This window comes from Parablautia sp. Marseille-Q6255, assembly GCF_951230155.1.
GTDB lineage: Bacteria > Bacillota > Clostridia > Lachnospirales > Lachnospiraceae > Choladousia.
Map to the genome: position 1 here is coordinate 119562 of NZ_CATNVD010000013.1, position 26724 is coordinate 146285.

At 48.3% G+C, this 26724-nt stretch carries 31 protein-coding genes and 1 pseudogene; 11 read left to right on the plus strand and 21 right to left on the minus strand.

Annotation, left to right across the window (positions count from 1 at the left end):
- Window positions 1-139 precede the first annotated feature (139 nt).
- From QOX44_RS11495 to QOX44_RS11555, 13 genes are all read right to left on the minus strand, one after another.
- Window positions 140-643 carry a helix-turn-helix domain-containing protein gene (locus QOX44_RS11495; RefSeq protein WP_283683290.1) on the minus strand — a complete coding sequence of 168 codons (504 nt, stop codon included), beginning with the start codon at window positions 641-643 and terminating at the stop codon, window positions 140-142.
- 167 nt (window positions 644-810) lie between these two features.
- Window positions 811-1125, minus strand: a complete 315-nt coding sequence (locus QOX44_RS11500) for a DUF5406 family protein (RefSeq protein ID WP_283683291.1) — start codon at window positions 1123-1125, stop codon at window positions 811-813.
- Window positions 1125-1418 carry a hypothetical protein gene (locus QOX44_RS11505; RefSeq protein ID WP_283683292.1) on the minus strand — a complete coding sequence of 98 codons (294 nt, stop codon included), beginning with the start codon at window positions 1416-1418 and terminating at the stop codon, window positions 1125-1127. Before QOX44_RS11505 ends, QOX44_RS11500 begins: the two co-directional genes overlap by 1 nt.
- Window positions 1419-1646: 228 nt before the next feature.
- The gene (locus QOX44_RS11510) at window positions 1647-3032 is read right to left on the minus strand and encodes a DEAD/DEAH box helicase (RefSeq protein WP_283683293.1); all 1386 of its coding nucleotides are present in this window, start codon (window positions 3030-3032) and stop codon (window positions 1647-1649) included.
- Between the two features lie 15 nt (window positions 3033-3047).
- Entirely contained in the window at window positions 3048-3365 is a 318-nt protein-coding gene (locus tag QOX44_RS11515) for a VRR-NUC domain-containing protein (protein ID WP_283683327.1), read from the minus strand.
- Window positions 3366-3632: 267 nt separating this feature from the next.
- Complete coding sequence (locus QOX44_RS11520; RefSeq protein ID WP_283683294.1) at window positions 3633-6050, minus strand: virulence-associated E family protein; 2418 nt, start codon at window positions 6048-6050, stop codon at window positions 3633-3635.
- Between the two features lie 11 nt (window positions 6051-6061).
- Window positions 6062-8035: a DNA polymerase gene (locus QOX44_RS11525; protein ID WP_283683295.1), complete on the minus strand. Its 1974-nt coding sequence runs from the start codon at window positions 8033-8035 to the stop codon at window positions 6062-6064.
- Window positions 8036-8080: 45 nt separating this feature from the next.
- On the minus strand, window positions 8081-8725 hold the full coding sequence (locus tag QOX44_RS11530; RefSeq protein ID WP_283683328.1) for a DUF2815 family protein: 645 nt from the start codon (window positions 8723-8725) through the stop codon (window positions 8081-8083).
- Complete coding sequence (locus QOX44_RS11535) at window positions 8725-9906, minus strand: DUF2800 domain-containing protein (protein WP_283683296.1); 1182 nt, start codon at window positions 9904-9906, stop codon at window positions 8725-8727. Before QOX44_RS11535 ends, QOX44_RS11530 begins: the two co-directional genes overlap by 1 nt.
- Window positions 9906-10358 carry a hypothetical protein gene (locus QOX44_RS11540; protein ID WP_283683297.1) on the minus strand — a complete coding sequence of 151 codons (453 nt, stop codon included), beginning with the start codon at window positions 10356-10358 and terminating at the stop codon, window positions 9906-9908. The genes QOX44_RS11535 and QOX44_RS11540 overlap by 1 nt, the downstream gene beginning before the upstream one ends.
- Window positions 10359-10407: 49 nt before the next feature.
- Window positions 10408-10623, minus strand: coding sequence for a hypothetical protein (locus QOX44_RS11545; protein ID WP_283683298.1), 216 nt, complete (start codon window positions 10621-10623; stop codon window positions 10408-10410).
- Window positions 10589-10801 (minus strand): hypothetical protein, encoded by a 213-nt coding sequence (locus QOX44_RS11550; protein WP_283683299.1) that lies wholly within the window; start codon window positions 10799-10801, stop codon window positions 10589-10591. Before QOX44_RS11550 ends, QOX44_RS11545 begins: the two co-directional genes overlap by 35 nt.
- A gap of 22 nt (window positions 10802-10823) precedes the next feature.
- Window positions 10824-10985 carry a hypothetical protein gene (locus tag QOX44_RS11555; RefSeq protein WP_283683300.1) on the minus strand — a complete coding sequence of 54 codons (162 nt, stop codon included), beginning with the start codon at window positions 10983-10985 and terminating at the stop codon, window positions 10824-10826.
- Between the two features lie 127 nt (window positions 10986-11112).
- Between QOX44_RS11555 and QOX44_RS11560 the strand changes: the two genes are divergently transcribed.
- Window positions 11113-11427, plus strand: a complete 315-nt coding sequence (locus QOX44_RS11560) for a hypothetical protein (protein WP_283683301.1) — start codon at window positions 11113-11115, stop codon at window positions 11425-11427.
- On the opposite strand, the gene QOX44_RS11565 is transcribed toward QOX44_RS11560, so the two are convergent.
- Both QOX44_RS11565 and QOX44_RS11570 read right to left on the minus strand, forming a co-directional pair.
- Window positions 11410-11592, minus strand: a complete 183-nt coding sequence (locus tag QOX44_RS11565; protein ID WP_283683302.1) for a hypothetical protein — start codon at window positions 11590-11592, stop codon at window positions 11410-11412. The genes QOX44_RS11560 and QOX44_RS11565 overlap by 18 nt on opposite strands.
- 320 nt (window positions 11593-11912) lie before the next feature.
- Window positions 11913-12119, minus strand: a complete 207-nt coding sequence (locus QOX44_RS11570) for a helix-turn-helix domain-containing protein (protein ID WP_283683303.1) — start codon at window positions 12117-12119, stop codon at window positions 11913-11915.
- A gap of 132 nt (window positions 12120-12251) precedes the next feature.
- Between QOX44_RS11570 and QOX44_RS11575 the strand changes: the two genes are divergently transcribed.
- From QOX44_RS11575 to QOX44_RS11600, 6 genes and pseudogenes are all read left to right on the plus strand, one after another.
- On the plus strand, window positions 12252-12869 hold the full coding sequence (locus QOX44_RS11575; RefSeq protein ID WP_283683304.1) for a LexA family protein: 618 nt from the start codon (window positions 12252-12254) through the stop codon (window positions 12867-12869).
- Between the two features lie 9 nt (window positions 12870-12878).
- Window positions 12879-14363 carry a GIY-YIG nuclease family protein gene (locus QOX44_RS11580; RefSeq protein ID WP_283683305.1) on the plus strand — a complete coding sequence of 495 codons (1485 nt, stop codon included), beginning with the start codon at window positions 12879-12881 and terminating at the stop codon, window positions 14361-14363.
- Window positions 14364-14415: 52 nt separating this feature from the next.
- Window positions 14416-14763, plus strand: a complete 348-nt coding sequence (locus QOX44_RS11585; RefSeq protein ID WP_283683306.1) for a hypothetical protein — start codon at window positions 14416-14418, stop codon at window positions 14761-14763.
- Window positions 14764-15255: 492 nt separating this feature from the next.
- Window positions 15256-16707, plus strand: a complete 1452-nt coding sequence (locus QOX44_RS11590) for a recombinase family protein (RefSeq protein WP_283683307.1) — start codon at window positions 15256-15258, stop codon at window positions 16705-16707.
- Window positions 16708-16743: 36 nt separating this feature from the next.
- Window positions 16744-17289 (plus strand): annotated as a pseudogene (locus QOX44_RS11595) (manganese catalase family protein); the annotation flags it as partial.
- Window positions 17290-17291: 2 nt separating this feature from the next.
- Window positions 17292-17789 carry a superoxide dismutase family protein gene (locus QOX44_RS11600; protein ID WP_283683308.1) on the plus strand — a complete coding sequence of 166 codons (498 nt, stop codon included), beginning with the start codon at window positions 17292-17294 and terminating at the stop codon, window positions 17787-17789.
- 78 nt (window positions 17790-17867) lie between these two features.
- On the opposite strand, the gene QOX44_RS11605 is transcribed toward QOX44_RS11600, so the two are convergent.
- The gene (locus QOX44_RS11605; RefSeq protein WP_283683310.1) at window positions 17868-18524 is read right to left on the minus strand and encodes an HAD family hydrolase; all 657 of its coding nucleotides are present in this window, start codon (window positions 18522-18524) and stop codon (window positions 17868-17870) included.
- Between the two features lie 140 nt (window positions 18525-18664).
- Window positions 18665-19279: a DUF4317 family protein gene (locus tag QOX44_RS11610; RefSeq protein WP_283683311.1), complete on the minus strand. Its 615-nt coding sequence runs from the start codon at window positions 19277-19279 to the stop codon at window positions 18665-18667.
- A 168-nt stretch (window positions 19280-19447) separates the two neighbouring features.
- On the opposite strand from QOX44_RS11610, the gene rsxC reads away from it, so the two are divergent.
- The 4 genes from rsxC to QOX44_RS11630 are packed head-to-tail and all read left to right on the plus strand — an operon-like array spanning window position 19448 to window position 23561.
- Window positions 19448-20827, plus strand: coding sequence for an electron transport complex subunit RsxC (rsxC, locus tag QOX44_RS11615; RefSeq protein WP_283683312.1), 1380 nt, complete (start codon window positions 19448-19450; stop codon window positions 20825-20827).
- On the plus strand, window positions 20824-21765 hold the full coding sequence (locus QOX44_RS11620; RefSeq protein WP_283683314.1) for an RnfABCDGE type electron transport complex subunit D: 942 nt from the start codon (window positions 20824-20826) through the stop codon (window positions 21763-21765). Before rsxC ends, QOX44_RS11620 begins: the two co-directional genes overlap by 4 nt.
- A gap of 14 nt (window positions 21766-21779) precedes the next feature.
- Entirely contained in the window at window positions 21780-22775 is a 996-nt protein-coding gene (locus tag QOX44_RS11625) for an FMN-binding protein (protein ID WP_283683315.1), read from the plus strand.
- A gap of 18 nt (window positions 22776-22793) precedes the next feature.
- On the plus strand, window positions 22794-23561 hold the full coding sequence (locus QOX44_RS11630) for a hypothetical protein (RefSeq protein ID WP_283683316.1): 768 nt from the start codon (window positions 22794-22796) through the stop codon (window positions 23559-23561).
- 93 nt (window positions 23562-23654) lie between these two features.
- Here the strand turns inward: QOX44_RS11630 and QOX44_RS11635 are convergent, their stop codons facing one another.
- From QOX44_RS11635 to QOX44_RS11650, 4 genes are all read right to left on the minus strand, one after another.
- The gene (locus QOX44_RS11635; RefSeq protein WP_283683317.1) at window positions 23655-24698 is read right to left on the minus strand and encodes an FAD:protein FMN transferase; all 1044 of its coding nucleotides are present in this window, start codon (window positions 24696-24698) and stop codon (window positions 23655-23657) included.
- Window positions 24695-26026 carry an MATE family efflux transporter gene (locus QOX44_RS11640; protein WP_283683318.1) on the minus strand — a complete coding sequence of 444 codons (1332 nt, stop codon included), beginning with the start codon at window positions 26024-26026 and terminating at the stop codon, window positions 24695-24697. Before QOX44_RS11640 ends, QOX44_RS11635 begins: the two co-directional genes overlap by 4 nt.
- Window positions 26027-26044: 18 nt before the next feature.
- A complete protein-coding gene (locus QOX44_RS11645) occupies window positions 26045-26404 on the minus strand; it encodes a molecular chaperone Hsp90 (RefSeq protein WP_283683319.1) in 360 nt (119 codons plus the stop codon).
- Between the two features lie 114 nt (window positions 26405-26518).
- Window positions 26519-26724 (minus strand): hypothetical protein (locus QOX44_RS11650; RefSeq protein ID WP_283683320.1); only part of this gene is annotated, 206 nt, incomplete at its 5' end.

Consider the following 26724-nt stretch of genomic DNA (forward strand, 5'->3'; position numbering starts at 1 on the left):
GGCAAATCAGCCGCCGAGCTGTGACGCCCAGCGACTGTGGAGGAAATGTACTTGGCTTTTTGTATCACCTAATTTTACATGCTACCATTATAAATCTTTCAAACGGACATCGCAAGGACACGTTTTTGCCAACCTTCTGTCACTCCAAGTTTACTGCGTCTGCCCCGAACAGATACACACTCAGGATATTCGTCAGCTCTTGAACCCACCGGCGCGCTGTTCGTTCTGAATACCCATATACCTCCGTAATGCTCTCATACGTCATCTCGTCAAAATAGAAATACTTAAAGGCAAGAAACTTCTCTGGCGTATTCTTACTGTACTGTTCACGCTCAAGCAGCGCCACACATTTATCTATATGTGCAATCATCACGATACTTCTGAGCTTGCTTTTGAGAATACTGTTGATGAAAATATCCTCTTCGGTAAACTCTTCCAGTTCATCGCTGTTATCCATCTCGGTCAGATCGGAAATCCCCTCTTGCACACTCTCGCAAATGCGATTGTAATTTTGCAGCAATTTCTTTGTATTCCGAAATGTCTTGACCCGCTTTTCTTTCTCAAGCTCTTTTCTCAACTCCTTGACTGCCTCTTTCGCAGCCATCGTCGCGATCGTTTCCGCTGTTACCGTTTTCACCGGCATCCCCTCCTCTCTGATATGGTCTGTGCCTCATATGCCACCATGCAGACTCCGGCGGTTTGCACTTATCATTGTATATCCTCGGTGCATGGTACATCGGAGCTTTTCGCTCGCGCTCGTCGATGATCTGCTGCACAGTCTTGCGTTGTCTCTGACTGTTATCCATACGCTTACCCCTCTGTAAAATCTATGATTTCAACACCAACAATCATATTATTCATTTCTTCTGCATCACACGCGCACTTCAAAGTATCACCTTTTTCATTCACTAACACGCAGTTAAATGTGCCGTAATCTTCATCATATGTGAGCTGACAATCATTGTCGGGGAATTCATTTTCGCATTCAAAATCAAAATCCAGAATTTGTTTTCCCTTACAATTTCCTTTGATTTTTTGAATGATATGTCCTACATAATCCCATGCCTGTAAAGTAATTTTTACTGTATGTACTCCACTGTCTATATTTGGATCATATTTTTTCATCACTCCACCCTCCCGAATCTCTGCATCACGTTCTGTTTCCAATCTTTGCTGACCGTTTTCTTTACTCCGCCGGACAGCAGATCTTCAAGAAATATCGCCCACTTCTCAAGCTGCTCCTTTTTCCAACTCAGGATCGCCTGATCGAGCGCTGTGTCCTCCGTGATCAGCATGTGCCTGATGTTTACGATGCCGGCACGCACTTCTTCGAGCTTATGTGCGATCGCAATCTTCATCTCGCCTGCTTCCGCAGCGTGTTTCTGTGCTTCCTGTTTCCAGTTGATTTCTCTGTTCATCCTCTTACCTCCTAAACGATACCGTGACTCCACACAGCTCCAACACAGCGTGTGTGGAAAAACAACTCAGTTCCCCGTTTCGTCTTTACGTACTCAACGCCCTCTGCATCTGCGGATGAGATCTTTTCTCCGCAACCCTGGCACAGCACTTCGCAGATCTGCCTCCTTCTCGCGTCCGTTTGCCCAGTCGGCTTTCCTGCTGCTCTTATGTACTTTGACACATCCACGTTACTTTCCCTCCTTAATCGCCTTGATTCTTGCTTTCAGACTCTGCATCACCCAATTCTGTACGTCGTCTTTTCTGGCAAGAGCCTGCATCACATCTTCATCACGTGTGCCGGTACACACGAGATGGTGAACGATGACTTTCTGTGTCTGACCCTGTCTGTGCAGACGCTTATTCGCCTGTGTATACAACTCATAGTTCCATGTGAGCCCAAACCAGATCACATGATTTCCGCCTTGCTGCAGGTTCAGTCCATAGGCACTGCTTGCCGGATGTGTAAGCAGGACATCGATCTGTCCTGCGTTCCAGTCGTCCTCGTCCTGCGTTGTTTTTAACTCTCGGATCCTTAGTCCTGTCTTCTTAAGTGCTTCCAGTATCCGCTCTTTGTCATGCTGGAAATTATAAAACACAAGTGCCGGTTTTCCCCGTAGGGATTCGATCAGTTCAAGTAGTGCCTCGATCTTACAGTTATGCACCTCATGTACCTGACGGTCCTCGTCATACACAGCGCCATTTGACAGCTGCAGCAGTTTATTGGACAGTGCAGCTGCACTCGTCACACTGATCTCCTCTTCGTCTTCCGGCAGCTCCAGCACCATCTTCCGTTCCAACTCACGGTAGGCCTTTCCTGCTTTCGTATCCAAGACAACTGGGATCTCATGAAACGTCAGATCCGGAAGTTGCAGGTAATCTTCCGCCTTCATGCTGATACAGATATCCGAAATCCGTGACAGGATACTGTCCTCACTTCCCGGTTTTGCTTTATAGTCGTACACCATGCCATCTGCCCCGCGGCGCCCCGGATCAAAATACCGCTCCCGAAAATGCGTGTACCGCTTACCCAGACGCTCGCCTCCGTCCAGAAGATAGACCTGCGCCCACAAATCTGAAAGTCCGTTCGGAGACGGCGTGCCGGTGAGTTCAACCAGCCGTGTGATCTTTCCGGAGATTCCGGCGAGCGATTTGAAACGTTTCGATGTATGGCTTTTAAAACTGCTGCTCTCATCAATCACGACCATGTCAAACGGCCAGTCGTTCCGGTAGTAATCCACCAGCCAGCAGACATTCTCTCGGTTTGTGATGTAAATGTCTGCTGGCGTGTTCAGCGCCCTGATTCGCTTCGCCTGACTTCCAAGCACCTGCGAGACACGCAGGATCTTCGTATGCTCCCACTTGTCTTTTTCTTTCATCCATGTCCCCTCTGCCACTTTCTTTGGCGCGATCACCAACACGCGGCGCACTTGGAAGCGATTGTATTTCAGCTCTCGGATCGCGGTCAGCGTTGTCACTGTCTTGCCTAAACCCATATCGAGATAAAGCCCCAGTTTGTTGATTTCAAGAATCTTGTCAATACAGTGTTGCTGATAAGCGTGAGGTGTAAATATCATTGCCCATCGCTCCTTTCACAGATCGTACCTCGTGGCAATCCGGGATGCTGTATCCCAAAAGCCCTGATCCTCAAAGAACTCTTTTAACCCTGCGATTCCTCGGATAACCCGGGTGTATTGTCCCAGATCATCCAGCCGTTTCAGCTGCACCCCTTGCAGCACACTCAGCCTGCCGGTATCTGTTTTCAGTTCGACGAAGATCGGACGCCCGTCTGGAAATATTACGATGCGATCCGGAACACCGTCATTTCCTGGACTTACGAACTTGTACGCCCTGCCGCCCAGCTTCCGTACCTCATCTACGAGGATCTTCTCGATCTCTTTTTCTTTCATCATGTCCCCTCCTGCCATCTACAACTCTCACACACGCGTGTATGTATTACCCGTATTATGTGCCGTATGTAATATTAGGCGTATTTATTATTATTTATTTTTTCTTTTATATGTAAAGTTTGTAGACATTGTAGACATATATAGGTTTTTATTGAATTTATGCGGTTTTGCAGTGTCTACACAGTCTGTAGATTTATGTAGACTCTGTATACAACCTATTTTTTAGCAGTCTACAACGACTACAAAGTTTTTCAGTTTGTATTTATTCTATGTAGACACTGCTTTGAACCCCCGTTGCATTCCGTACGGTCCATGCCGTCCCGGGCTTTTTTCCCGTTCCCACCCGGGAAGTCCCTGCAGGATACCGTTGATCTCCATACTGTCACGACGCTGCATGTATCTTGGATCACTGCCGAAGCATTCTGCCCATACCGCCATTGCGCAGATCCGATCCCGCCGCACAAGCTTCTGGCCGCTTCCTGTCCTTGCATTTCCGTTTAAGAACATACGCCGTTCACTCAGGCTCAATGATTCCCAGTTATCTGGAACTTCACGCTCAAGAAATGATTTAACCAGTCCCTCTTTCCCGTTCGTTTCTTTGTGGGATTCCTGTGCCTCCGCTGCCATACGTTCGATCTCTTTTGGCAGGTACAGTTCTTCTCCCATCTGCCAGTAAAAATAAGCTTCTGCCCATATCTGGTCGACTTCTTCTGGCAGCTGCTTCCACACAGATTTCTTTGCCGGATGCTCGCCAACATCCACCGGCCAGAAGCGCCGGTTCCCCGTCGTGTCTTTTAGGAACTCCGTGTCATTGCTTGTCCCGAAGAACACGCAGCGCCGCGGATACTTATCCGTCCGACGGCCGTATGCCGCGCGGTAGATATCATCCGTCTTGCTCAAAAACTGTTTGATGACCTGCGTCTCCTGCTTCGTAAAAGCCGAAAGCTCCCCGACCTCGTTGATCCAGGTGCCCTGTATCAGCTCCGCCGCCTCCTTACCTTCAAACGTTGTCAGCGAATCAGAGAACCATTCTTTCCCCAGAATGCGCAGAAAGGTGCTCTTTCCGATCCCCTGCGGTCCGGTAAAGATCGGCATATAGTCGAATTTTACGCCGCCGGTTACCGCACGCGCTACTGCAGCACACAATGACTTCCGCATAACCGCCCGTGTATAAGCCGTGTCTTCCGCACCGAGATAATCCGCAAGAAGCGCGTCGAGCCGCCGCACGCCGTCCCACGTAAGCCCTTCCAGATAACGTTTCACGTCATTGATCCGGTTCTGGCTGCTGACGATCAGAAGGGCATTATCCAGTTTCTCCTTCCCTGTCAACTGATAAAAAGTCTCCATATACCGGTAGTACCCCGCATCGTCCACATCCTGCCAGCGGCGCCGGATATCCCGTTTATCCCACGGGAGCTTGCCAAGTACCATGCCGCAGCTTGCAAACTCATCCGTCACGATCCTTCCCGCAAGCAAAGGATCGTGCTCGAGGACCAGCACCGCGTTATTGATTGTTTTCTCTATCTTCCCGCTACTGTCAGTCGTAAGACGTGTAATCCACGCCATATCGTAGCCGTCTTCCGTTAGCATGTTTCCGGTTGTTTCATCTGTTCGAAATGCTTCCTTCGCCTGTTCTACCCTCTCCTTCGCTATAAGCTTCGCGACTTCCTTATCTCCGGACGCCAGGCGGCTCATAGCCACGAATGACGGCAGCTTACTAACCGGCGTACCATCCTTCGCTTCTGTATCCTGATCGCCAAACTTATGCAGTCGGATCAGGTCAAACGCATTCACAAGCTGCCCCGAGCAGGGATCTGTTGCATGGTGCGAATACAGGAACCGGTCTCCGTCATAGACTACAGCTCCGCCGCTCGTAGAGCCCCCTGTGAACGTGTAACGCCCCGGTACAGCCGTCTCCTCATACATTCCCGGTATAAACTGTTCCATCGCCTGCGTGACGCTATACGTCCGGCAGAATGCGCCGATAATACCACGTTTTGTGGTCGGATCTTCCTGCTTTGCCAGCCTGCGGCGTTCCATCGCCTCAACTCCCGGAACCTGCGGCCACTGCGTCACGTCCTGCCAGTCCCCATACATCGCAAGGACGCCGTCCAGACTCCCGAACGGTTTATCATACACACGAAAAATGAACTCTGCGTCCCGGCTGCAGCTTGCCCAGTACATAAGCCGTGTTGCCTCGAACGTCGTCGGGTCACAGAACTCCATACCGATCAGTGACGCCAGCTTGCGCGCCGCAGGCTCGTATTCGTCCGCCGTCGCTGTCCGATCAAGGGGCAGGACGATCCGCAGACGCGGCGTATAGCCGGAATGCTTGCGCGTACTGTACACGACTGCGGCACATCCAAGCCCATCCACCCGTCTCAGGATATCATCCGTCTTTCCTGCCGGTATGTTGTCAAGGTCAAGCGTAATAAGATCCCTGCCTTCCACGCAGCCGGCTTTCCGCCGGTCCTGCGTAAATGTACCACCCACAAATCCGCCCACGTCCTTGAGCTCTGCCTGTTGTGCCTTCGGCATCTTCAGGTATTCCTCGTACGTTTCCGTTCCACGCACCGGTGTTTTTAATTTTTCGGTAAATTCAGACCAGAGGATCTCACTTTTCGGCCAGTGGGTTACCTTCCGGCTTCCCCCTGTGCTGATCTTCAGCATTCTGTTATACTGCATTTCCCGTCCTCCTAATCCTTCATATAATAGTCACATTCAAAACCTGCGCCTTTTAATATCAGACCCGGTGCCCAGTCTATCGGTTCCGCCATCAGATCACAGATCTCGCCTACCGTGGTCTCCTGTGGTGCGTCGATGATCACTTCGTCATGCACGTGAAAGACAACCTGCAGTCCGCGTGCGTCGATCCGGCGCAGCGTCTCCGCCAGACAGTCCCTCGCGATCGCCTGTACGATATTCTCCGTCATTTTCCCGCCATATGTGGAGTCTATCTCCCACTTACGCGTCTGTTGACCGACAGTGTAATAATGCAGCGCCAGTTTTCCGAATCGGTTTTCCTGCAAAAATGGTCTCGGGTAAAATAATTTTCGACCAGATGGTAGCTGCACGGTGAGAAAACATTGCCCGTACACGAGATCGCCTTCCAGTGCAAATATCAATCCGCGTATCGCCTGCGGCTGCGCCGTCTGCATCGTTGCAAGCGCCGCCTGCTCCACTGCGTACCACAAATCAACGATGCGACGGTTCGCCCCGCGCCATCTTGACACGATGTCCGGAAGCTCCGCTTCATCGAGCCCCATCCGCAGCGCCCCCATTGCGATAAGCGCCGAGGTGCCGCCCTGATAGCCAAGGGCCAATGTGGCAACTTTCCCTTTCTGGCGCAGGCTGTATTCAGAATTTCCCTTCGTGATCTTTTCGATCGGGACATGGAACATCTGTGATGCGGTCGCTTCGTATATCTTCCCGTGCGTTGCAAAGACTTCGTTGACCCACTGTTCGCCTGCCAGCCACGCGATCACCCGCGCTTCGATCGCCGAAAAGTCTGCAACCACAAACTTATTCCCCACTGTCGGTATAAATGCGGTACGTATCAGCTGCGACAGTGTGTCCGGCACATTGCCGTATATCATCCGCAGGCCCTCGAAATCCTTTCGTTTCACAAGCCGTCTCGCTTCATCCAGTGTACCTATATAATTCCGTGGAAGGTTCTGCATCTGCACCAGCCTCCCTGCCCAGCGCCCGGTACGGTTCGCACCGTAATATTGAGTCAGTCCGCGTATGCGGTCATCTTTCCCGCTCATGGCAGCTTGCATCGCTTCGTACTTCTTGACCGATGTTTTTCCAAGTTGCTGCCGGATCTCAAGCACACGGCGTACGTGATCGGGAATTGATGTTTCCAGAAGCTCAGCGACCGTTGCTTTCTGGAGATTGTCTGTTTCCACCCCATTTGCGCGTAACCACCCGAGTATCTGCGCTGTACTGTTTGCATTTGCCAGATCTGTCAGTTCCTCTGCTTCCTTCATAAGATGTCCGGTACTTTCGTCACCGACCGCTAAAGCACCATCGACTAGCTCCCTATCCGCCCGGACGCCGAACGCATTCATCCGGATATCCATCTGCCACAACCGTATTTCTTCCATCGGCATCGGGAACGGCCTGAGCCTGCGGTATATCTCGCGCTCCGTAACAACGTCTTGCTTGCAATAGTCCTTAAACAGCGCCCATTTATCCGGTGCATGCTTTGGAAGGTTCCACGTGCGAAATCCATTTGTTTTGGTCGGCTTACACGGTGTGCAGAAATACCGGATCAGTGCCTTCCCGATCGAAAGCTTCTGCTTGTCCGATGGAAGACCGATCGCCTTGCCAGTTGCTTCCAGACCGGCGGTATATCCACAGTACAGTCCATGTACCATCGTGCATCTCCACTGCCCGATCGGCGTTTCATACCCTGCCCGGTTCAGACACCACCACTCAAATGCAGCGTTATACGCATGCTTCACGACATCCGGATCATGCAGCGCCTCCATTACCGTAAACGGGATCTGTTCTCCCTGTGCAAGGTCAACGATCTCCACTTCTTCATCATCCCATGCATACGCAAACAGCAGCACCTCAAAATCTTCTGACTGTGCGTACTTGTATGCTCCCGCTTTTCCAATATCAACGCTGCTCTTTGTCTCGATATCAATGCACAAATGTTTCATATTTCAATCTCCTGTCAGGTAAAGGGGCTGAACGCCCCTCTGCTTTTAAAACGGCAGCCCAGTGATCGGATTGATGCCCCCTGCCGACATCGTCGGCTGTGTTACTGCAGCGGCGCTACCTGTGGCATATGCGTTCGCCGCCTGCTGCGGCGCGCCAAACGCCTGTGCCGCAGTCGGCGCGGATCCTCCTAACGGTTCCCCGTCTTCCAGTTTCTGTACCGGTCCCAGTCCGCAGCCAACTCCCTTCTTGCCACCGAAGGCATACGGGAAAAAGCTGATGTTCACGCGTCCGTATATACCGCTGTAGACCTCGGACTGGTTGATGATCGGATTGCCGAACCGGTCCACTACCTCCGGCGGATAATCCGCCTTTGCACTTGCCGTGAACACGAAGCAGCCTCTGCACTCAGGCCCGAACGGAAGCCCGTCCGAAGGACGTACCCCATCGCCATCGTATACCGGGATCGGAATAACCGGCGGGCACTGCCCGTTCCACTTATCTGTGACGCCTTTCTGCTTTGCTGCTTCGATCGCAGCATTGATACGTGCCATCGTATCGGTATCCGTCTTTGGCACCAGAACCGTCACGCTGTACTTTTCCTCCTGTCCCTGCATCGCTGCATACGGCTTGAATAAATGCACATAGCTCAGTCTTACTTTCCCCGTTGTTACGTTTGTTACATCTCCGATCATGATTCAATATCCTCCTTAAATGCTTCTGTAGCTGTAATCTTATTTGTAATCGCCGGACGCTTGTCCGATTCTTTCACGAGTGCCGGCTTGCCTGCTTTCTTTGCGACAAACTCCGCTGCAAGCTCCTGGAACTCTTTCTTCCCGATCATCTTTTCAACCTGCGGAGCCGTAAGTGGTCTCGTTTCATATAAAAGCGCAGGGCTGATCCCCTTTTGTTGTAGCGCATCAAGTGCTGTGTCAGTATCTGTCCATTCGCGGCTGCCGCGCCCTTCCACGGCTTTCCAGCCGGGCACCTCGTTCCCCGCAAGGCATTCTGCGAGAGCCCACTCCTGCAGATCCTTCTGATACCTTACAACGTCCTCGAGTGTCGCAAGCCGCTCCCCGGCTTCTGCGGCAGTGATCAACGGAGGCAACTCCCCAATCTGAAACGCCTGCTTCACGTTATGATCAGATCGTGCTCTACACAGCATCTTTGCGCGACAGAACCGGCACTGTTTCTCCCCTGGTTGGAAGGATCCCTCGCCCTTATCTGCGAGCGCCGCACGCTCCTTTACCCATTCGCCCCACGCCAGCAACTCGGAAACAGAACACTCCCACTCCGAAATACCGTCCGGGATGCGCGGCTGTACAATCGCCATTTTTATTGTGTCAATCGGATACAAAAGCCTGTATGCCTCATAAGCGCCGAGTGCATACAGGGAAAGCTGCGGATTTCCCTCTGCGCTAACCGGTACACCTTTTCCGTATTTGAAGTCCACGATGCACAGCGTCGTACCAGATATCATGATACAGTCCGCCGTGCCGAAGCCTCCCGGCACGTACGCACCGAAATCAACCTGCTTTTCGAGAGAGACTGATGGTTCCGCAGAAAAAGAAAGAGCCACCGACTTAATGTAGTCCAGATAGTCATCTGTGTAACCCTGCATCTCATCTTGCCAGAGTTCTTGCTTCTTCAGTTTGTTTACCGCCGTGGCAAGCTTCCGCTTTCCAAAATCCACCGTGAAAAAGTAATTCCGGACTTTGAGTTCTGCCAGCTCATGCGCCAGCGTCCCTTCCCGTGCATGATCCGATGTCAGATCCGGGAACTGTTCTTCCAATCTCGCACTCGGCGTACAGTACAGCCACCGGTGCGCCCCCGACGCGCTTAAAAGCGCGTGCTGTCGTTCTTCATGTGCCATCAGATCTTAGCCCCCATTCCGCGCAGTGCTGTTGCAAAATTCCCATACTGGTCTTTCGGAAGCAGGGGCAGTGCCGCCACGCCAAACCGTGTCAGAAGCTGCTGCAACTCTCCCTGCCTTCCTACGTCCATCAGTGTCATTGCCGCCCGAGCCAGATCGTCAAGTTCATATGTCTGCGTTGTCGTCGGAACTTGTCCTGCCCCTGTTACAGAAGGTGTAACCGGCGCAGTAGGAGCTGCTGTTGGAACCGGCTGCGTGACAGGTACTGCCTGTGTCGGCGTGCTTACCGGTACAGCCGTAGACGCCGTAACTGCTGCGGACTTTTCAACGTGTCCCGCTGTAACGCTGCCCTCTGTCGACGTTATCTGTCCCGTGGAAACTTCTTTCCCTGCCATCATCCGACAAAACTCCATCATTTCCTGTGTGTTCTCAAATGTTGCTGTAATCTGCATTTTTTATATCCTCCTTTAATATTTCATTGACTCATCTTATGTATCCGGTCTATAATGACCTTGAATTATTAAGTTTTCTGTCCTGACTTTGCTTGCCGGCGGTCAGGACATTTTCTTCATCTGGTAGCAATACTGCGATTGCATACAGGATTCCCTCTGCGTATGCAATTTCTGCAGCATCTCGTTTCGGCATCTGCTCCCAGTTTTCAATCAGTGCCTGCAGATCTGCATCACTGACCGGATGCTCTTTCTTTGATTCTTCCATGATGTCCCCTTTTCTTGTCCTGATGTATGTCCGCCGCGATCGCTGCCGTTCCCAGCACCCAGTTGTAAAGCGCCATCATCGCGAATATGTACGCCCAGTCGCCTTTTGTCATCCATGTGTAGATGATCGTTGTTGCTGCCGCTGCGATAGCATGCAGCGTGATCAGTTTCTTTAGCAATGTTTGTCCTCCTTTTCCGCCATCAGGCGGTTTTCTCTTTTCTTGTAGCTTTAAATCCAATGTTCGCCGCCGCACGGATGATCGTCTGAGCAATCACCTGATGTGCGATATCCGGCGGAATATCTTCCTGCCTCGTCAATACACCATTTACCCTTATCTCGCTGATGATTCTAGGTTTTTCCATTTCACCACCCCTCTACTGTTCTATGCTGTCTGGGTTGTCTGTGTTCCGCTTGCGCTTCGCTCCTAAATCGCCTATACTGTTAACATAGGCGTTGCCGCGCCGAGTACGAAGGAAGGAGTAAAACATTATGCAGTTAACGAAAGACGCAGACAATCTTGTTTGTCACCTTTACAAAGTCTATTTGACTAAGAGAAAAATCGGAACCGATAAACTCAATGCCAAACACTTTTCTTTTTCAGAAATCCAAGTCCTTAAACCTTGCCAGAAATGGTCTGTCCCCGATATCAAAGCAACCATTGCTGAAATTTCAAGAGCTGGCTTGGGTAAAATGTACCTCGATGGCGGCTTCATGGCTAATGACGAATTTATCATTTACATGGAAAACCGTTTCAAGAATGGTCTGGATGAAATTACCGATTTCATCTCAAAGCTTATTCCTTGATTTGCGGGCGCTGGCAGTAAAACAAGAATCTCTGGTTACTTCCAGCGACCATTCCCCATTTTCAAACTCCAGTCTCAATCTCGATGTATCGCTTCCAATGTCTTCTCCATTCAACTGGTAAATGCCTTTTTCTGTATCTATATGGATACTTCTAAGCTTCTCCATCTCTCTCACCTCCCTTCGTCCGTCGCGAAAAGATAGTCTAGTGTCTTATCAGGGAAAGCGTTCTTTTTATCGGCAACACTTCTCCCTCAAATAATTTTTCTAAATTCGCTTCCAATAGTCCCGATACCATTCGAAATCATCCTCATCCATTCTTCTTCCTGTATGGGCATGTATATAGCTTCCCATCCCCATTATGGTTTCGTATTGATTTTTTAGTTCTTTTCGCAAAAGTCTGATTGAAATCAAACATGCTATATTCAGAACTATACTTCCTATTAAAAGCATGTACCTCTCACCTTCTGTTTTAGTATCTTATAAAGTTACTCCTTTGCAAAAAAAATATCAATAGGATTCTCTATTTTAAGAACGTCAATCATTATTTGAATCTCATCACTTCCAAACACTCCATTCTTCATTTTTTCATAGAAAGTTTTTGGAGTAATCCCTATCTCTTTTGCAATATCCGACTGAGAAAAACCATTTTTAGCAATGATTCCCCTCAGTTCGTCTGTCTTAATCAACATCATCACCTCTCATTCGTATCTTGTTAAGTTACTTCTATGGTAACACATTTTTGTAACTTGTCAAGATATTTTTTATTGATTTTATAACTTTTTTGTGTTATCATTAAGTTACAACATTTGAAAGGAGACCTGCATATGACTGTTGGAGAACGTATAAAGTCATTGAGATTAAAAAATGGGATGAGTCAGGTTGAATTTGCTGAGAAAATAGATGTATCCAAACAAACGCTTTATAAATATGAAAATAATATTATAACCAATATTCCATCTGATAAAATAGAAGCCGCAGCAAATGTCGGTGGGACATCTCCTGCTGCTTTAATGGGCTGGGATGAATTATCCAAATCTGCACCAAGAAAAGGCGTTGTCATAAACGTCCTCGGTCGTGTAGCCGCCGGTATCCCAATCGAAGCCGTAACAGATATTATAGATACAGAAGAAATACCAGAAGAAATGGCAAGGACTGGAGAATTTTTTGGATTGCAGATTCACGGCAATAGCATGGAACCGAAGTTCAGCGAGGGTGATGTCGTAATCGTACGGCTACAGGACGACGCTGAGTCCGGTGATATTGTGATCGCAATGATAAACGGTGATGATGCAACCTGTAAACGGCTGCGAAAATATAGAGATGGTATTGAACTGATTTCCACGAATCCGAGTTACGAACCGATGTTCTTTAGTAACGAGGATATCGAAAAGAAGCCGGTTAAGATTATCGGGCGCGTAGTGGAACTGAGGGCGAAGTTTTAGGAGGGACAAATGGGACTATTTGACATTTTTAGCATAGGGAAAATAAAGAAAGAAAATGAGGAATTAAAAAAACAAAACTCTAATCTTCAGAAAAAGATTGATGATTTGGGCGTAAATGACTATTATCAAATCAAAGATAAAATTGATAAATTGAATACCGAGCTGGAACAGAAAATTTCCGATACTGAATCTACTATTAAAGTTAAACAGGATGAATCCAATCGAACGATTGCTGAAAATAACAAAATTATAGCAAAACTACGCGAAGAAATTGTTACACTTACAGAGCAAGAGAACAAGCTATCCAAACAAGTAAAAACTCACATTAGAAAAATTGACCGTTCCAAAGAACTATATAATAGTATTGCATACTCTATCGATAATTTTTTTATATCCGACGCAGAATACAGCAACTGCAAATTATCCGATAGGGATTATACTGATTTGGAATTGATTTCTCCTTCTGTACTGTTGAAACTTCATTGTATGGATGTAAAAAGCCTCAGAAAAGCTTTTAGAGAAAACCAGAAGCAGATAGAAAAACTTTTAGATCAATATTCTTCAAGATATACCACCAAAGCAAATAAATCCATCTACAACTTAATGGTGATTGCATTGCAGGCTGAGCTTCAGAACATTTTATATAATCTAAAGTACGAAAAACTCGACCATTCAATAGAACTTGTCAAGGTTGTAACTGCAAAGTATTTAAAAATTGCCGGCGAAGGAAATCAAAGCATCGCTGGGACTCTTACAAAATTTATAGGCGAAATTGAATACCTTTTTATCAATGCCGTAAAAATAGAATACAATTATTATGTAAAAAAAGAACAAGCACGCCAAGAACAGCTCGCTTTGAAGGAGCAGATGCGGCAAGAAGCTGAGGAGCGAAAAGCATTAGAAGCTGAACGCAAGAAAATTGAAAAAGAAGAATCAAAATACCATTCCGAAATCGACAAACTTAAAGAACAGCTGGCCACAGCTCAAGAAACTGAACTAGAAAAACTAAATGCACGTATTCTAGAATTGCAGAGTCAGCTTGCTGATGTGATCGTTAAAAAAGAGGAAATTTCCAATCTGGCAAATGGTAAAGCTGGAAATGTATATATTATCAGTAATCTGGGATCATTTGGAGAAAACATTTTCAAAGTTGGAATGACTCGACGCTTAAATCCGCAAGATAGAGTAAATGAATTAGGGGATGCTTCTGTTCCTTTTAAATTTGATGTGCATAGTTTCATTTTTTCAGAAGATGCTGTTGGACTTGAAGGAAAATTACATAGTCTATTAAATGAAAAACGCGTAAATAAAGTGAATTTACGAAAAGAGTTCTTTTACACATCTGTGGACGAATTAGAAACTCTTGTAAATAAAATTGAACCTACTGCTGAATTTAATAAGACTATGCTTGCGGAAGAATTTAGGCAATCTCAATCTTCTACAGAAAATTACACAGATTCGTTTATCATTGATGACGCAGAAGATTTTGAATGATTAAACCGCTTCGGCGTTTTAATAAAAATCTAAAGAAAAGAGGGATTGAGTTATGGAAAAGAAAAAACTCAGCAAACTGTTACTTGTATCACTGATCATCGGTGTAGCTTATCTGGTATACAGTATCGTGTATTGGACAGGCACAGCCGGAAGCGGTTCAGATGCCGCCGAGCAAATCGGCACCGGCATTGCTACAGCGCTTGTTATGCCCCATCTGATCTGTACTGCTCTCGCAGTCCTGTTTAACGCGCTCGGGCTTTTTATGAAAAAGCGAGGATTTGCTTTGACTGGTGCCATTCTCTACACTGTAGCGCTTGTTCTGTTCCCTATGTATTTTATGTTCGTTATTATCGAAATGATCCTTTCATACATAGGATTTGCAAAAATGAAAAAAGATTAACTTTATTTCCCCTGCTCCGGCAGGGGACACATTAAAAATAATATAATTACCCGGGCAGCCGGGGGACGTGCTTTTCATCCGATCTGAGCCTGCAGAAAGGATGATGCTTATGAGTACATATGAGGAATTTCAAATCATATTGACAGTCGCTCTGTTAATTGTTGCAATTCTGAGCATGAGCAATAAGAAATAGCCCGTCCTGACTCTGGTAAAGTAGACGAGCTATTTCTTGGCTTAATATTTCGCCGGATCGGGTGAAGTGCACTCACCCTCCGACTGTCCTGTTAAGTATATTATAGCAAAATATGCAAAAATGTCAATAATGTGAAACCGCCCGATGATATAACACCGGGCGACACACGATAACTATACAGTCGCGGAGGACAGTACAATCATCCATCAACAAGAAGATTATACCACAATCCTCCGGCACCTGTACAGGTGTATTTTTTATACTCTTTTTTTCATATGTTTTACAGGAGGATGATGTATATGAAACAACAGCAAACAGAATCGCTCCGCTATGGCGCGCTCTACGTGCGCGTGAGTACTGACAAGCAGGAGGAACTTTCCCCCGACGCGCAGAAGCGCCTTGGCCTGGAATATGCCAAAAAGCACAATATCCTGATCCAGCCGGATCACATTTTCATTGACTCCGGTATATCCGGCAGGAAAGCCGACAAACGACCGGAATTTCAGCGTATGATCGCAATGGCAAAATCCGATGACCGTCCTTTCTCTGCTATCCTTGTGTGGAAGTTCTCACGGTTTGCCCGCAATCAGGAAGAAAGCATCGTCTACAAATCTATGCTGCACAGACAATGTGGTGTGGACGTGATCAGCATCACCGAGCCGCTGATCGACGGTCCGTTTGGTAGCCTGATCGAGCGCATCATCGAGTGGATGGACGAATATTATTCGATCAACCTATCAGGAGAAGTGAGACGCGGCATGACGGAAAAGGCTATGCGCGGCGGTTACCAGACAACGCCCTGCCTTGGCTATGCATCGCCGGGACACAACCTGCCGTTTACCGTTGTCCCCGAAGAGGCTGATATCGTAAAATATATATTCGATCAGTATGCAAACAAACACCGCGACGTCACAGCGATCGCACGCAGCCTGAACCGACGGAATATCCTCACCAAAAGAGGGAACACCTTTGAAAAGCGGAACGTGACATACATTTTAAAGAACAGATTTTACATCGGGAAGGTTATATGGAACGATATAGAGCGTGATGGTGTACATGATACGTTTATATCACCTGAGCTGTTTCAGGCTGCAAATGACCGTCTCAGCGCGTCCTACGCGCCAAAGAAACGCCGCAATGTATCTGCCTGTGCGCATTGGCTGTCCGGTCTGGTAAAATGCTCGACCTGCGGCGCATCTCTCGGATACAATAGGGCGACGCAGCCGTTCTTCCAATGTTGGAAGTATGCGAAGGGCATGCATCCGGGCAGCTCATGGATCACAGAAAAAGTTTTGATAGACGGTGTACTGGAATACTTTGAACGTCTGCTCGACGGTGAAGAATTTTCTTTTACAGTCCGCTCTTCTGCCCCTATGCAGGAATTTGATGAAGTTGATATGTACCGCAAAGAGCTTGAGAAGCTGTCTTTCAGGGAAAAGAGGCTGCGTGAAGCGTATGAGGCAGGCGTGGACACCCTCGAAGAATATCGGTACGGAAAAGAACGTCTCGCAGCTGAACGGGGACGGATCGCTGCTCTGCTTGATGATGCAGCGGCTACTGAAGCGCCAAGCCAGACTGTCAGTCAGAATGATATGCTCAAGCAGATCAAAAGCGTGTATGATGTGCTGAAAAATGATGCTATCGATTATGAGATAAAAGGAGTATTTATACGCTCTGTTGTTGAGGAGATCGTGTGGAACCGCAAAGAGAATACTCTTTCGTTTCATCTGTATAGTCAGGAAAGTTTGTGAAACCCTTATTTTACGGGCGTTTCTGCGTTCCATAGGTTACCGCAGTACGGTGGCCCGGATGGTGAGATGGGCGCTTCGATGCGCTATCTGTCACAGCGGTTCACTGCGCCAAACCGCATGGCAATGGCTGTCTTAAATGATGTGGGGACAGAGGAGCTCGCACATCTGGAAATGGTAGCTACGATCGTCCATCAGCTGACGCGTGATCTCACACCAGAAGAAATAGAGAAAGCAGGCTTCGGCCCGTATTATGTGGATCATACCGTAGGGATCTGGCCGCAGGCGGCAGGCGGCATCCCGTTCAATGCATGTGAGTTCCAGTCAAAAGGAGATCCGATCACAGATCTCTTTGAAGACCTCGCTGCAGAACAGAAAGCACGCAGTACGTACGACAACATCCTGCGGCTTGTCAAAGATCCAGATGTCGCAGATCCAATCCGCTTCCTGCGTGCCAGAGAAATCGTTCACTTCCAGCGTTTCGGTGAAGCGCTGCGCAGCGTTCAGGAAGACCTCGATGCCAGAAATTTCTATGCATTCAACCCGAGCTTCGATGCTCCCGTTGCCTGCCCGGCGGAGAAATAGCGATGCGAAAAGAGTTAAAGGAAGCACTTTCTGTCATTCTTCATTCGCTGCCTGATGCGTATGCGTTTCTTTATGGGCACAGCCGCGACTGTGCGGTAAATGGCACGGTTTTCTTTTATTCGCTTTGGGACGGTACGCTCATGGTTGCCGACGTGACCGGACTCCCGGCTAACGATGCTGTATGTAACGGACAGATGTTTGGTTTTCATATCCATGAAGGGAGCCGCTGCAGCGGTGACCCGGAAGATCCCTTTGCTGATACAAAGGGGCACTTCAATCCACTGGACTGCCGACATCCGTATCACGCCGGAGATCTGCCGCCCCTGATGGGCGCCCGCGGATACGCACTTAGTATCTTTTATACTGACCGTTTTTATCCGGAGGAAATCATCGGAAAAACTGTCGTGATCCATGATATGCCGGATGACTTTCATACACAGCCTTCCGGAAATTCCGGCACAAAGATCGCCTGCGGCGAAATAAAAGAAAACAAAATGTAACAAAGAACACTGAGCTGCTGCCGGATATGTTTGCACAGCCCGCTTCAGGGCGGCTGTGAAGGTATTCCGGCAGCATTCTTACCTGCCCTGACTGCAGATCCACTGTCCGATCTCCGCTGCCGTACTCACAAATGCCCTGGCCTCCACTTTATGATCCGGCGCCGGATCATAAAGCCCATATCCATACGTTGCAGCAAGGAAATCAACTCCCGCCTGTTTTGCCCCTCTGGCATCGTATTCACTGTCTCCGACAAAGACTGCCTCCTCCGGCAGGATCTCAAGTGTCCGCAGGCAGGACTGGAGCATCTGCGCTTTTGTCTGTACATGATCTCCTTTTGCGCCGCATACAATTTCAAAATATGTCAGAAGTCCCAGCCGCTCCAGCATGGTCCGGGCAAATATTTCATCTGAAAAAGTAATAACTCCAAGATGCATTCCGGATGCCCGGAGCCTTTGAAGCGTCTCTTCTATCCCCGCGCAGGCTGTTACCTCCTCTTTTTCTCTTTCCTTATAATAGATCTGGTAAAATGTGACTGCTCTGGCAATCTGCGTCTCATCCATTTTGCACAGCTCCCGGAATACCAGCGGCAGCGGCGCACCGATCGCCCTGCGCACAAAAGCAGCGCCCCCAAATTCCATTTCCATCTTTTTCATTGTCCACTCATACGCGTGACAGATTGCTTCATAAGAATCCACAAGCGTACCATCCATATCGAATAATGCACACCGGTACATATTATTTTCCTTTCTCCTGTATATTCAGCCACTTCTGCCATTTCAGATTTCTTCACACAGTTTTGCCATTTTCAGGAGTTTTATGCAATCAGCAAAAACCGCGCCGTCTTACAAAAGCCCCGGCACGGCGCCGCCTGATTTTATATGCCCAGTATCTGCAGCAGCTCCGGATGTCTGCGCAGAGGATCATACACCGCTATGTGATCCGGCTCTGCACTCCTGTCTGTAAATGCCGGAAACAAAAAACCACATTCCGGGGTTCCCGGCTCATACTCCCCCACAAGCGGGCAGACCGCACAGATCAGATACTCAAATACCTCTTCTGATTCCCACAGCCGTTCTTTATCTGCTGCCTTTACAGGTATATCATAGCGATCATGAAAAAACAAAACTGCATATTCCCTGTCACTGCGATACTGTTCTATCATCAGATCATAAAAGGTATCCAGCAAAGCGTCATTTTTCAGTCCGCACTCCTTTATTGCCGTCAGCAGCTGATGCATCGCCGCAGCCTGACCTCCTGTTTTTGAAAAACTGTATTTTTTCAGCTCTACGTTCGTTTCCGAAAACGGAATTGTTTTGGCAATACTGAGATTTCTGCTCCTCTCGACAGATGACAGCTTCAGAAAATTCACATTAAAGCTTCCGTCAAATTCACCATTGCAATCCACATAACATCCCGCGATCCTTGTAAACGATGTCCGCGACAGCGTCATGCGTCTCGTCAGTTCCAACATATCTTCCCGGTTTATCATATTCAAATATCTCCCTGTGATAGAAATTTTATCCATAATAAAAATCATTATTGATTTCCTTGATTCTGTATTTATTTTATGATATTATTGCAAAGTATGTCAATCTTTTAACAGGCAACGGCATACTATTTTTACACTATTTATTGCAAAAGCAAAGGAGAACAAGGCATGCAGAAAAAAGCAAAACCTGTATTCCCCGGCGGTGTGCATCCGACCGATGGCTATGACAAAGCGCTGTCCATGGATGCCGCAGTGCAGCAATACTGGCCTGAGCTTGTCACGATTCTATCCGAGCAGTCTTTCGGAGGCAAATGTCAGCTTCTGGTATCCCCCGGCGAATATGTAAAAGAAGGCCAGCTCATCGGCACTCCCGATGCATTTATGGCCGCTCCTGTGCACGCCAGCGTAAGCGGTACTGTCCTGGACGTCAAAGAAGTGATGAATCAGGGACGCAGCATTGTAGCGTGCATCATAAAACGCGAAGAAAAACCGTCCGATCCGACAGCGGATTATAAAGGCAGCGTGGTAAAGATCCACGACATCTCCCGGGAGGATATTCTTACCGGGATCCGTGACGGCGGCCTTACAGGAATGGGCGGGGCAGGCTTCCCGACACATAAAAAATATGAAACAGACAAATCGATCGATGCCCTTTTGATCAACGGCGCAGAATGCGAACCATTTTTAACCTGTGACTATCGTCTCATGCTTGAAGAGGGCTGTTCTTTGATCAATGGCGTCCGGCTTCTTTTAAAGGGCTCCAAAGCGTCAAAGGCTTATATCTGTATCGAGGACAATAAGCCGCAGGCAGCTCAGAATCTGATCCGAATCCTGTCGCAGGCAAAAGCAGACGGCTGCATGGATGCCAGTGAGGACATTGAAGTAAAAGTGCTTCCCACCAAATATCCTCAGGGCGGCGAGCGCCAGCTCATTCAGGCAGTCCTCCACCGTGAAGTACCAATGGGCGGCCTTCCTGCAGATGTTGGCGTGATCGTATCGAATGTCGCGACTGCCAGAGCCGCAGCTGACATGATACTTGGAGGGCGTCCTCTCACCAGACGGATTGTTACTGTTACCGGATGCGTAAAGCAGCCTGGAAACTATCTTGTGCCGATCGGTACTTCTGCAAAAGAGCTGATACAGCTTTGTGGAGGTGTCACAGCAGAGAAAAACCGTATCATTGCAGGTGGTCCGATGACAGGTCCCTGCGTCGCCTCTGACTGGAATGATGGCGATGAGCTCTTTTATGTAACAAAAAATACTTCCGGTATTCTGGTGCTTCCGGAATCTGCCTGGGAAGAGCAGCCATGTATCCGCTGCGCCGGATGTGCAAATGTCTGCCCGGTAGGACTTGTCCCATATCAGATCGAGTTTGCCTTTTTGGAAGGAGATTATGATCTGTGCGAGCAGCTTTATGCAAGCGAATGTATTGCCTGCGGCTGCTGCTCCTATATCTGCCCGGCCAAAAGAGAGCTCACTGTGCGCACCCGCATGGCCCGGGACACAGTAAAACAGAGAATGCGAGAAAGGGCGGTAAAAAAATCATGAGTCAGGCAAAAGTAATAAACGGACCTCACGTGCGCACCCCGCAGAGTACAAGAAATATCATGCTTCAGGTATCTGTTTCTCTGCTTCCCGCACTGCTTGGTTCCGTCTGGTTTTTTGGAATCCGCGCTCTCTATCTGACCGCACTTTCTGTTGTCGTTTGCGTGCTTTCCGAATATCTCTGGCAAAAACTCACCAAAAAGCAGGTCACTGCAGGAGATTTCAGTGCCGTTGTCACCGGCATCCTCCTTGCCTTCAATATGCCAGTGACGGTTCCCTCATGGGTCATCGTCCTTACCGCTGTTTTCAGCATTGTCGTTGTCAAACAGATGTTTGGCGGTATTGGAAATAACTTTGTCAATCCTGCACTGATGGGACGCCTTCTGGCAATGGTCGTATGGCCAGGAACTGTGATGCAGTACGTGGCACCACAGACAGTCGCTGCTGACGCCGTTTCCAGTGCTACCGTTCTTGGCGCAGTAAAAGGCGGCGGTGAAGCCGGATACAGCTATTTGCAGATGTTTCTGGGCGAGGTCCCCGGAGCGATCGGTGAAACGAGCAAGCTGCTTTTACTGATCGGCTTTGCATATATGTGCTACAAAGGAATTGTCAACATCGAAGCTGCGTTCACGTATATTGCGACGGTACTGCTGCTGACCTTTATTTTCGGGCCATCCGGTCTGTTTACCGGCGATATCCTTCTCAATCTGCTCGGCGGCGGCCTGATCATGGGAGGCTGCTATATGCTGACAGATTACGCCTTCATCACAAGGCGCGGGCGGCTGCTCTACGCAGTTACTGCCGGAGTCATCACCGCTGCAATCCGCATTTTCAGTAATTATCCGGAAGGGATCTGTTTCGGGATCCTGACTGCAAACTGCCTTGCAGGTGCATTATCCCTGCTTTACAAAAAACATGTATACGGAACCAAGAAAGCATAACGGAGGACATCATTATGAAAAATAAAGAAGTAAGAGGCGTTTTGGCGCTCGTACTTGTAACAGCTCTTTCCTTCGGCGTGATCGCCGGATCCAGAGTACTTTCACAGAATATGGCTGCTTCTGACAGCGCTGCCGGCACACCGGCCGCACCATCAGAGGCAACGTTCACAGAAGAATTTGATACAGCCGGATCAGAAACAATCGACCGTGCAGGTAAGACACAGGATGGCTATCTCGTAACGGTACGGGAAAAAGGATACGGCGGAGATATTGTAATGAACGTTTTCTTTGATGACACTGCCTCTGTGATCGCCAAGGTGGAGGTCACAGAATTATCTGAGACACAGGGTGTCGGATCAAAAATCGCAGAAGCAGACTTTTTAAGCCAGTTTGAAGGACAGGCTGCCCCTGTAGCGCTTGCCGGAGCCGAAGCTGCCGCTGATAACGCAGCTGATCAGGCCGAAGCAGTAAAAGCACTGGACAGTGCAGAGCTTTCTGATGGCACCTACGAGGCAAAAACGGAAGCTCCGGATGACAGCGGCTTTATTGACCAGGTATCAATTACTGTAAAAGATGGAAAGATTACCTCTGTCAGCTGGGATGCTGTCACAGCGGACGGAGCAAAGAAAAGTGTTATGTCCGAAAATGGCGAATATACAATGACAGAAGACGGTCTTACCTGGAAAGAACAGGCAGAAGCGCTTGCTGCTGCCCTGATCGAGAATCAGTCTCTCTCCAGTCTCACAATGGACGAGCAGGGTAAAACAGACGTTGTATCCGGTGTCAGCATCTCGATCGGCGGTTTTGTTGATCTTGCACGCCAGTGCCTGGAACAGGCTGCCGGCATAGAACCGGAAACACAGGCACCTGCTGATGACGCTGCAGTTGCCGAAACAGAAGGTACGTCCGGCGCTTCCCAGATCGATGCCATCTCTGGTGCAACCATTTCTTCTACAGCAGCTGTAAAAGGAATCAATGATGCGTATGAATTTTTACAGACAGTAAAATAAGAAAATGGAGGATCTGATATGACATTAAAATATCCGGCAGAAGCCTTTGCCCTTGGTGTCATCCTGTTTTCTACCGGGATGAAAGAAGCCTTTGCCGCCGGGATTCTGATAATTCTGACTGTGGTGTTCGCAGAGCTTCTTAAAAATCTTCTGGAAAAGGCGATCCCTGCATGGAGTTTAAAACTCTGTGTGCCAATTGCCAGCGCAGCTCTATGCGCTTCTGTATTTCTGGTCGGATTTTCTGCACTTGGTACAGAACTTTCCACAGAAATCTGGATCATGACTCTTGTGATCGGACTACTGTGTGCACGACACGTACTTTCGGATTCCGTACAGGCAGATTACGGTGATCTTATGTGGGAATCCGCTATCGCATGGGGCTTTTGGATACTGCTCTCTATCGTCCGCGAATTCATGGGAAATGGAACTGTTTTCGGCAATTTCCTTATTCAGACGGACATTCAGTCCGCCACTTTCCTGGAGAGCACCTTTGCTTTCCTGACAAGCGGGCTTGTATTGGCATTTACAAATGGCGTCTTAAAAAAGAGCTGTATAAAATTGAACAGCCTGTTAGTTTTTATCCCTGCCGCAATTTTTGTACGTCCATTCACAATGGACAGTTTTGGCAAGCTGGTAGGAATTGCATGGGCAATCCTCGTTCCGGTCGTACTCTTCTTATCTGTAAAACAAATACTGAAATTTTCCCGTACCGGAAAAGCATACCGCGGGCTTCCGTCTGATATGCTTGCTGCTGGCTTTATTTATATGATCTTGAGTATTTATTAAAAAGAAAGGTTCCAAAAGTAATGATACAACTTTTGGAACCTTTCTTTTTGTCTTGCTTTTTTGCCTCACTGCATCTGTGTCCCGCGCATGCCCCTACTCCTGCTGCGACGTATACTCCAGATGTAATTCCTCCTCAAAGCCCTCACTAAAATGCAGCGTGCCATCCTCTGTTATAAAAACTGCATGCACATCAGGGATACTTTCAACCAGCTCCATACCCGCTTCCAGTCCAAGCGCAAAGCAGGAGGTGCTAAGTCCGTCTCCGTCCACAGACCGGTCTGAAACAATCGTCACAGAAAGCAGACCATTTTCATACGGATACCCGTCTTTCGGGTTCAAAATATGGTGGTACAGCTTCCCGTCTTTTTCAAAATACCGCTCATACACTCCTGAAGATACGACAGACTGATCTGTGATCTCTATCATAGCCACCGTCTCATTACGATCTGCAAAGGGGCGCTGTATCCCTACACGAAATGGGCTTCCATCCGGTCGGCCTCCAATACACACAACGTTTCCTCCCAGGTCGATGATCGCACTTTTAATCCCTTTTGACTCAAGAAGCTCTCTGATCCGATCCGCAATATATCCTTTTGCGATCGCCCCCAGCTCCAGACGCATTCCCTCCTGCGCAAAACGGACTTGCTGTCCGTTTACAGACACATCCCGATAGTCCACAAGATCCTTCGCCTGAGCAATTTCTCCGACCGAAGGCACCTGCTTTTTGCCTGAAGTAAAGTCCCATAGCGAGGAGATCGGTTCAATAGAAATATCAAATGCCCCTTCACAACGCCTGCTGTAAGCAAGTCCCTCTAAGATCAGCTCTGCCAGAGGCTCAGATACGGTATACGCACCGTTTTTCTGCGGCAGCATCCCGTGATTCAGCCTGTACAGCTCACTTTCCGGAAGCGTCCGGCTGAATATCTGTTCATACGTATCACACAGCTTCATCGCCTCATCAAGAATTGTCTGATCCTGGGAATCATAAAGCGTAATTTTTACTACCGTACTCAGCTTAAATGACGTAGCAGTGATCGGCTCCCTCTTCTGCTGCCGGGTATACAGTACAGAAAAAAGAACCAGAACAAAAGCTGCCGCGATCCCTGCGCGCAGGAATAGTTGTCTCCTCTCTCTCATACGTGCACTCCCTGTGTCCGGTATACCGCATAAGCAAAGACTGCAGTTAAAAATTCTGTCACGCAAAAGGCACCCCATACGCCGTCCGGCCCCCAGATCCTGCTGAACAAAAATGCGGCCGGTATCATAATGACCACATACCTTGCCAGTGAAATGCACAGAGACGCAGTCCCTTTTCCCAGTCCTTCCAAAGCTCCGCAGCATGTCACAGACACTGCTGATACGATAAACCCGATACTGATAATATGAAGCGCTGACACACCGATCATGACCGTCTCCTGATTTGCTGTAAACAGGCGGATCAGCTCCTCGGGGATCATCCATGATAAAGCTGTCCCTGCAACCATGACTGCCGCGGTCAGCCCCAGCGCCGTGCCAAATATCCTGCGTACGCGCTTATACTCTCCTGCTCCGTAATTATATCCGACAAGCGGCCGTATCCCCTGTACAATCCCGTTGGCAGTCAGATAGATAAACGTCTGAAGCTTATAATAGACTCCGAGAACGAGCACATACTTTTCCGAGAACCCCGCAAGGATCCCGTTGAGCGCTGAGATCAACAGTGACGGGAGCGCGATATTAAGAGCCGCCGGTATACCGATCAGATACAGCCTTCCTGCGGTCTTTTTATCTATACGCAGACAGCTTCTTCTGATCCTGACCGGTATCGGACGCACTATATAAATGATCACATACAAAAGAAGAGAAAGGCACTGTCCGATCCCTGTCGCATACGCTGCTCCGGCAATCCCCATCTCTGGAAAAATCCCGATACCAAAAATCATCAGCGGGTCCAGAATAATATTCGCCACGAAGCCGCACATCATACAGAGCATGGAAACCTTCATACGCCCCACAGACTGAAATATCTTTTCAAACGCAATCCCCACAGTGACAGCCACAGAAAACAGAAACGCCCGCACAGAATACGCCAGCGCCAGATCAATAATCTCCTTATCTGAAGAAAACATCCCAAGAAATGCCGGCATACCTGCGATACAAAGAAGTGTGAGTAAAAGTCCATGTATAAAATTAAGCGCCAGCCCCTGTGTGGCTGCTTTATCTGCACTCTTACCGTCCCCTGCTCCCAAAAAGAAAGCGACTGTCGCATTGATACCGATCCCAAAACCAACTGCGATCGCATTGACCAGATTCTGGATCGGATAAACCAGCGACAGTGCCGTCAGCGCCTCCTCACTCAGACGCGCCACAAAATAACTGTCAACAATATTATAAAGAGAATTCACCGCCATCGAGATCACCATCGGCAGTGACATCGACAAAACAAGCGGCAGAATTCTCCTTTCCTTCATAAATGTCTGTTCCATCTTGCTCAACCAAATGCCCTACGAAAGCAGTGCTTCCTTTTTCTCAAGAATCGCCTCTGCTGCCGCACATGCCGGACAGTCACAGTATTTCGCGCCTGCCGCCTTTATCTTACGGGCATGCTCTGCCACCTCTTTTGCATGTTCTTCGCCAAACACCTTTGCCCCGGCCTCAGACATAGCAAATGCTTCCAGTCCATCGACTGTCACAATATCCTCTTCCAGCTCTGTGATATAGGCTTTCGTTGCCTCTTCCTGACGCTGTGTGCCAACAGAGTCAAGCCACAGCTTTGCGGCTTCCCTGGCCTCAGCACTGCAAGTAGCCGCCTCTATCAGCTTCCTTGTCTGTTCTACTGCAAAATCCAAAACTGACTGTTCCATCCTGTTATCCTCCTTTTTGTTTTCTATATTTTAGCACATCTGTTATACAGTTACAATCCTATGTGTGTCCAACAGCAAAGACAGTTACTGTCAAGTAATCGTTGGCAAATTTTTTCATACATGATTTATCATACGCCCGTTCAGGATACAGGCAACGCTGCTAACGCATTCCCGCTCCATTTCACTCGCAGCAGAAGCTGACCTCATCCATCTCACCTGCGACTCTGATTCATTAGGTGCCTGCTGCTTCACAGGTGTTGCATTTGGTATCTGTTTTTGTTCCGGGCTGTTTAATATCCTGCCATTGCTAACAGCTTCCG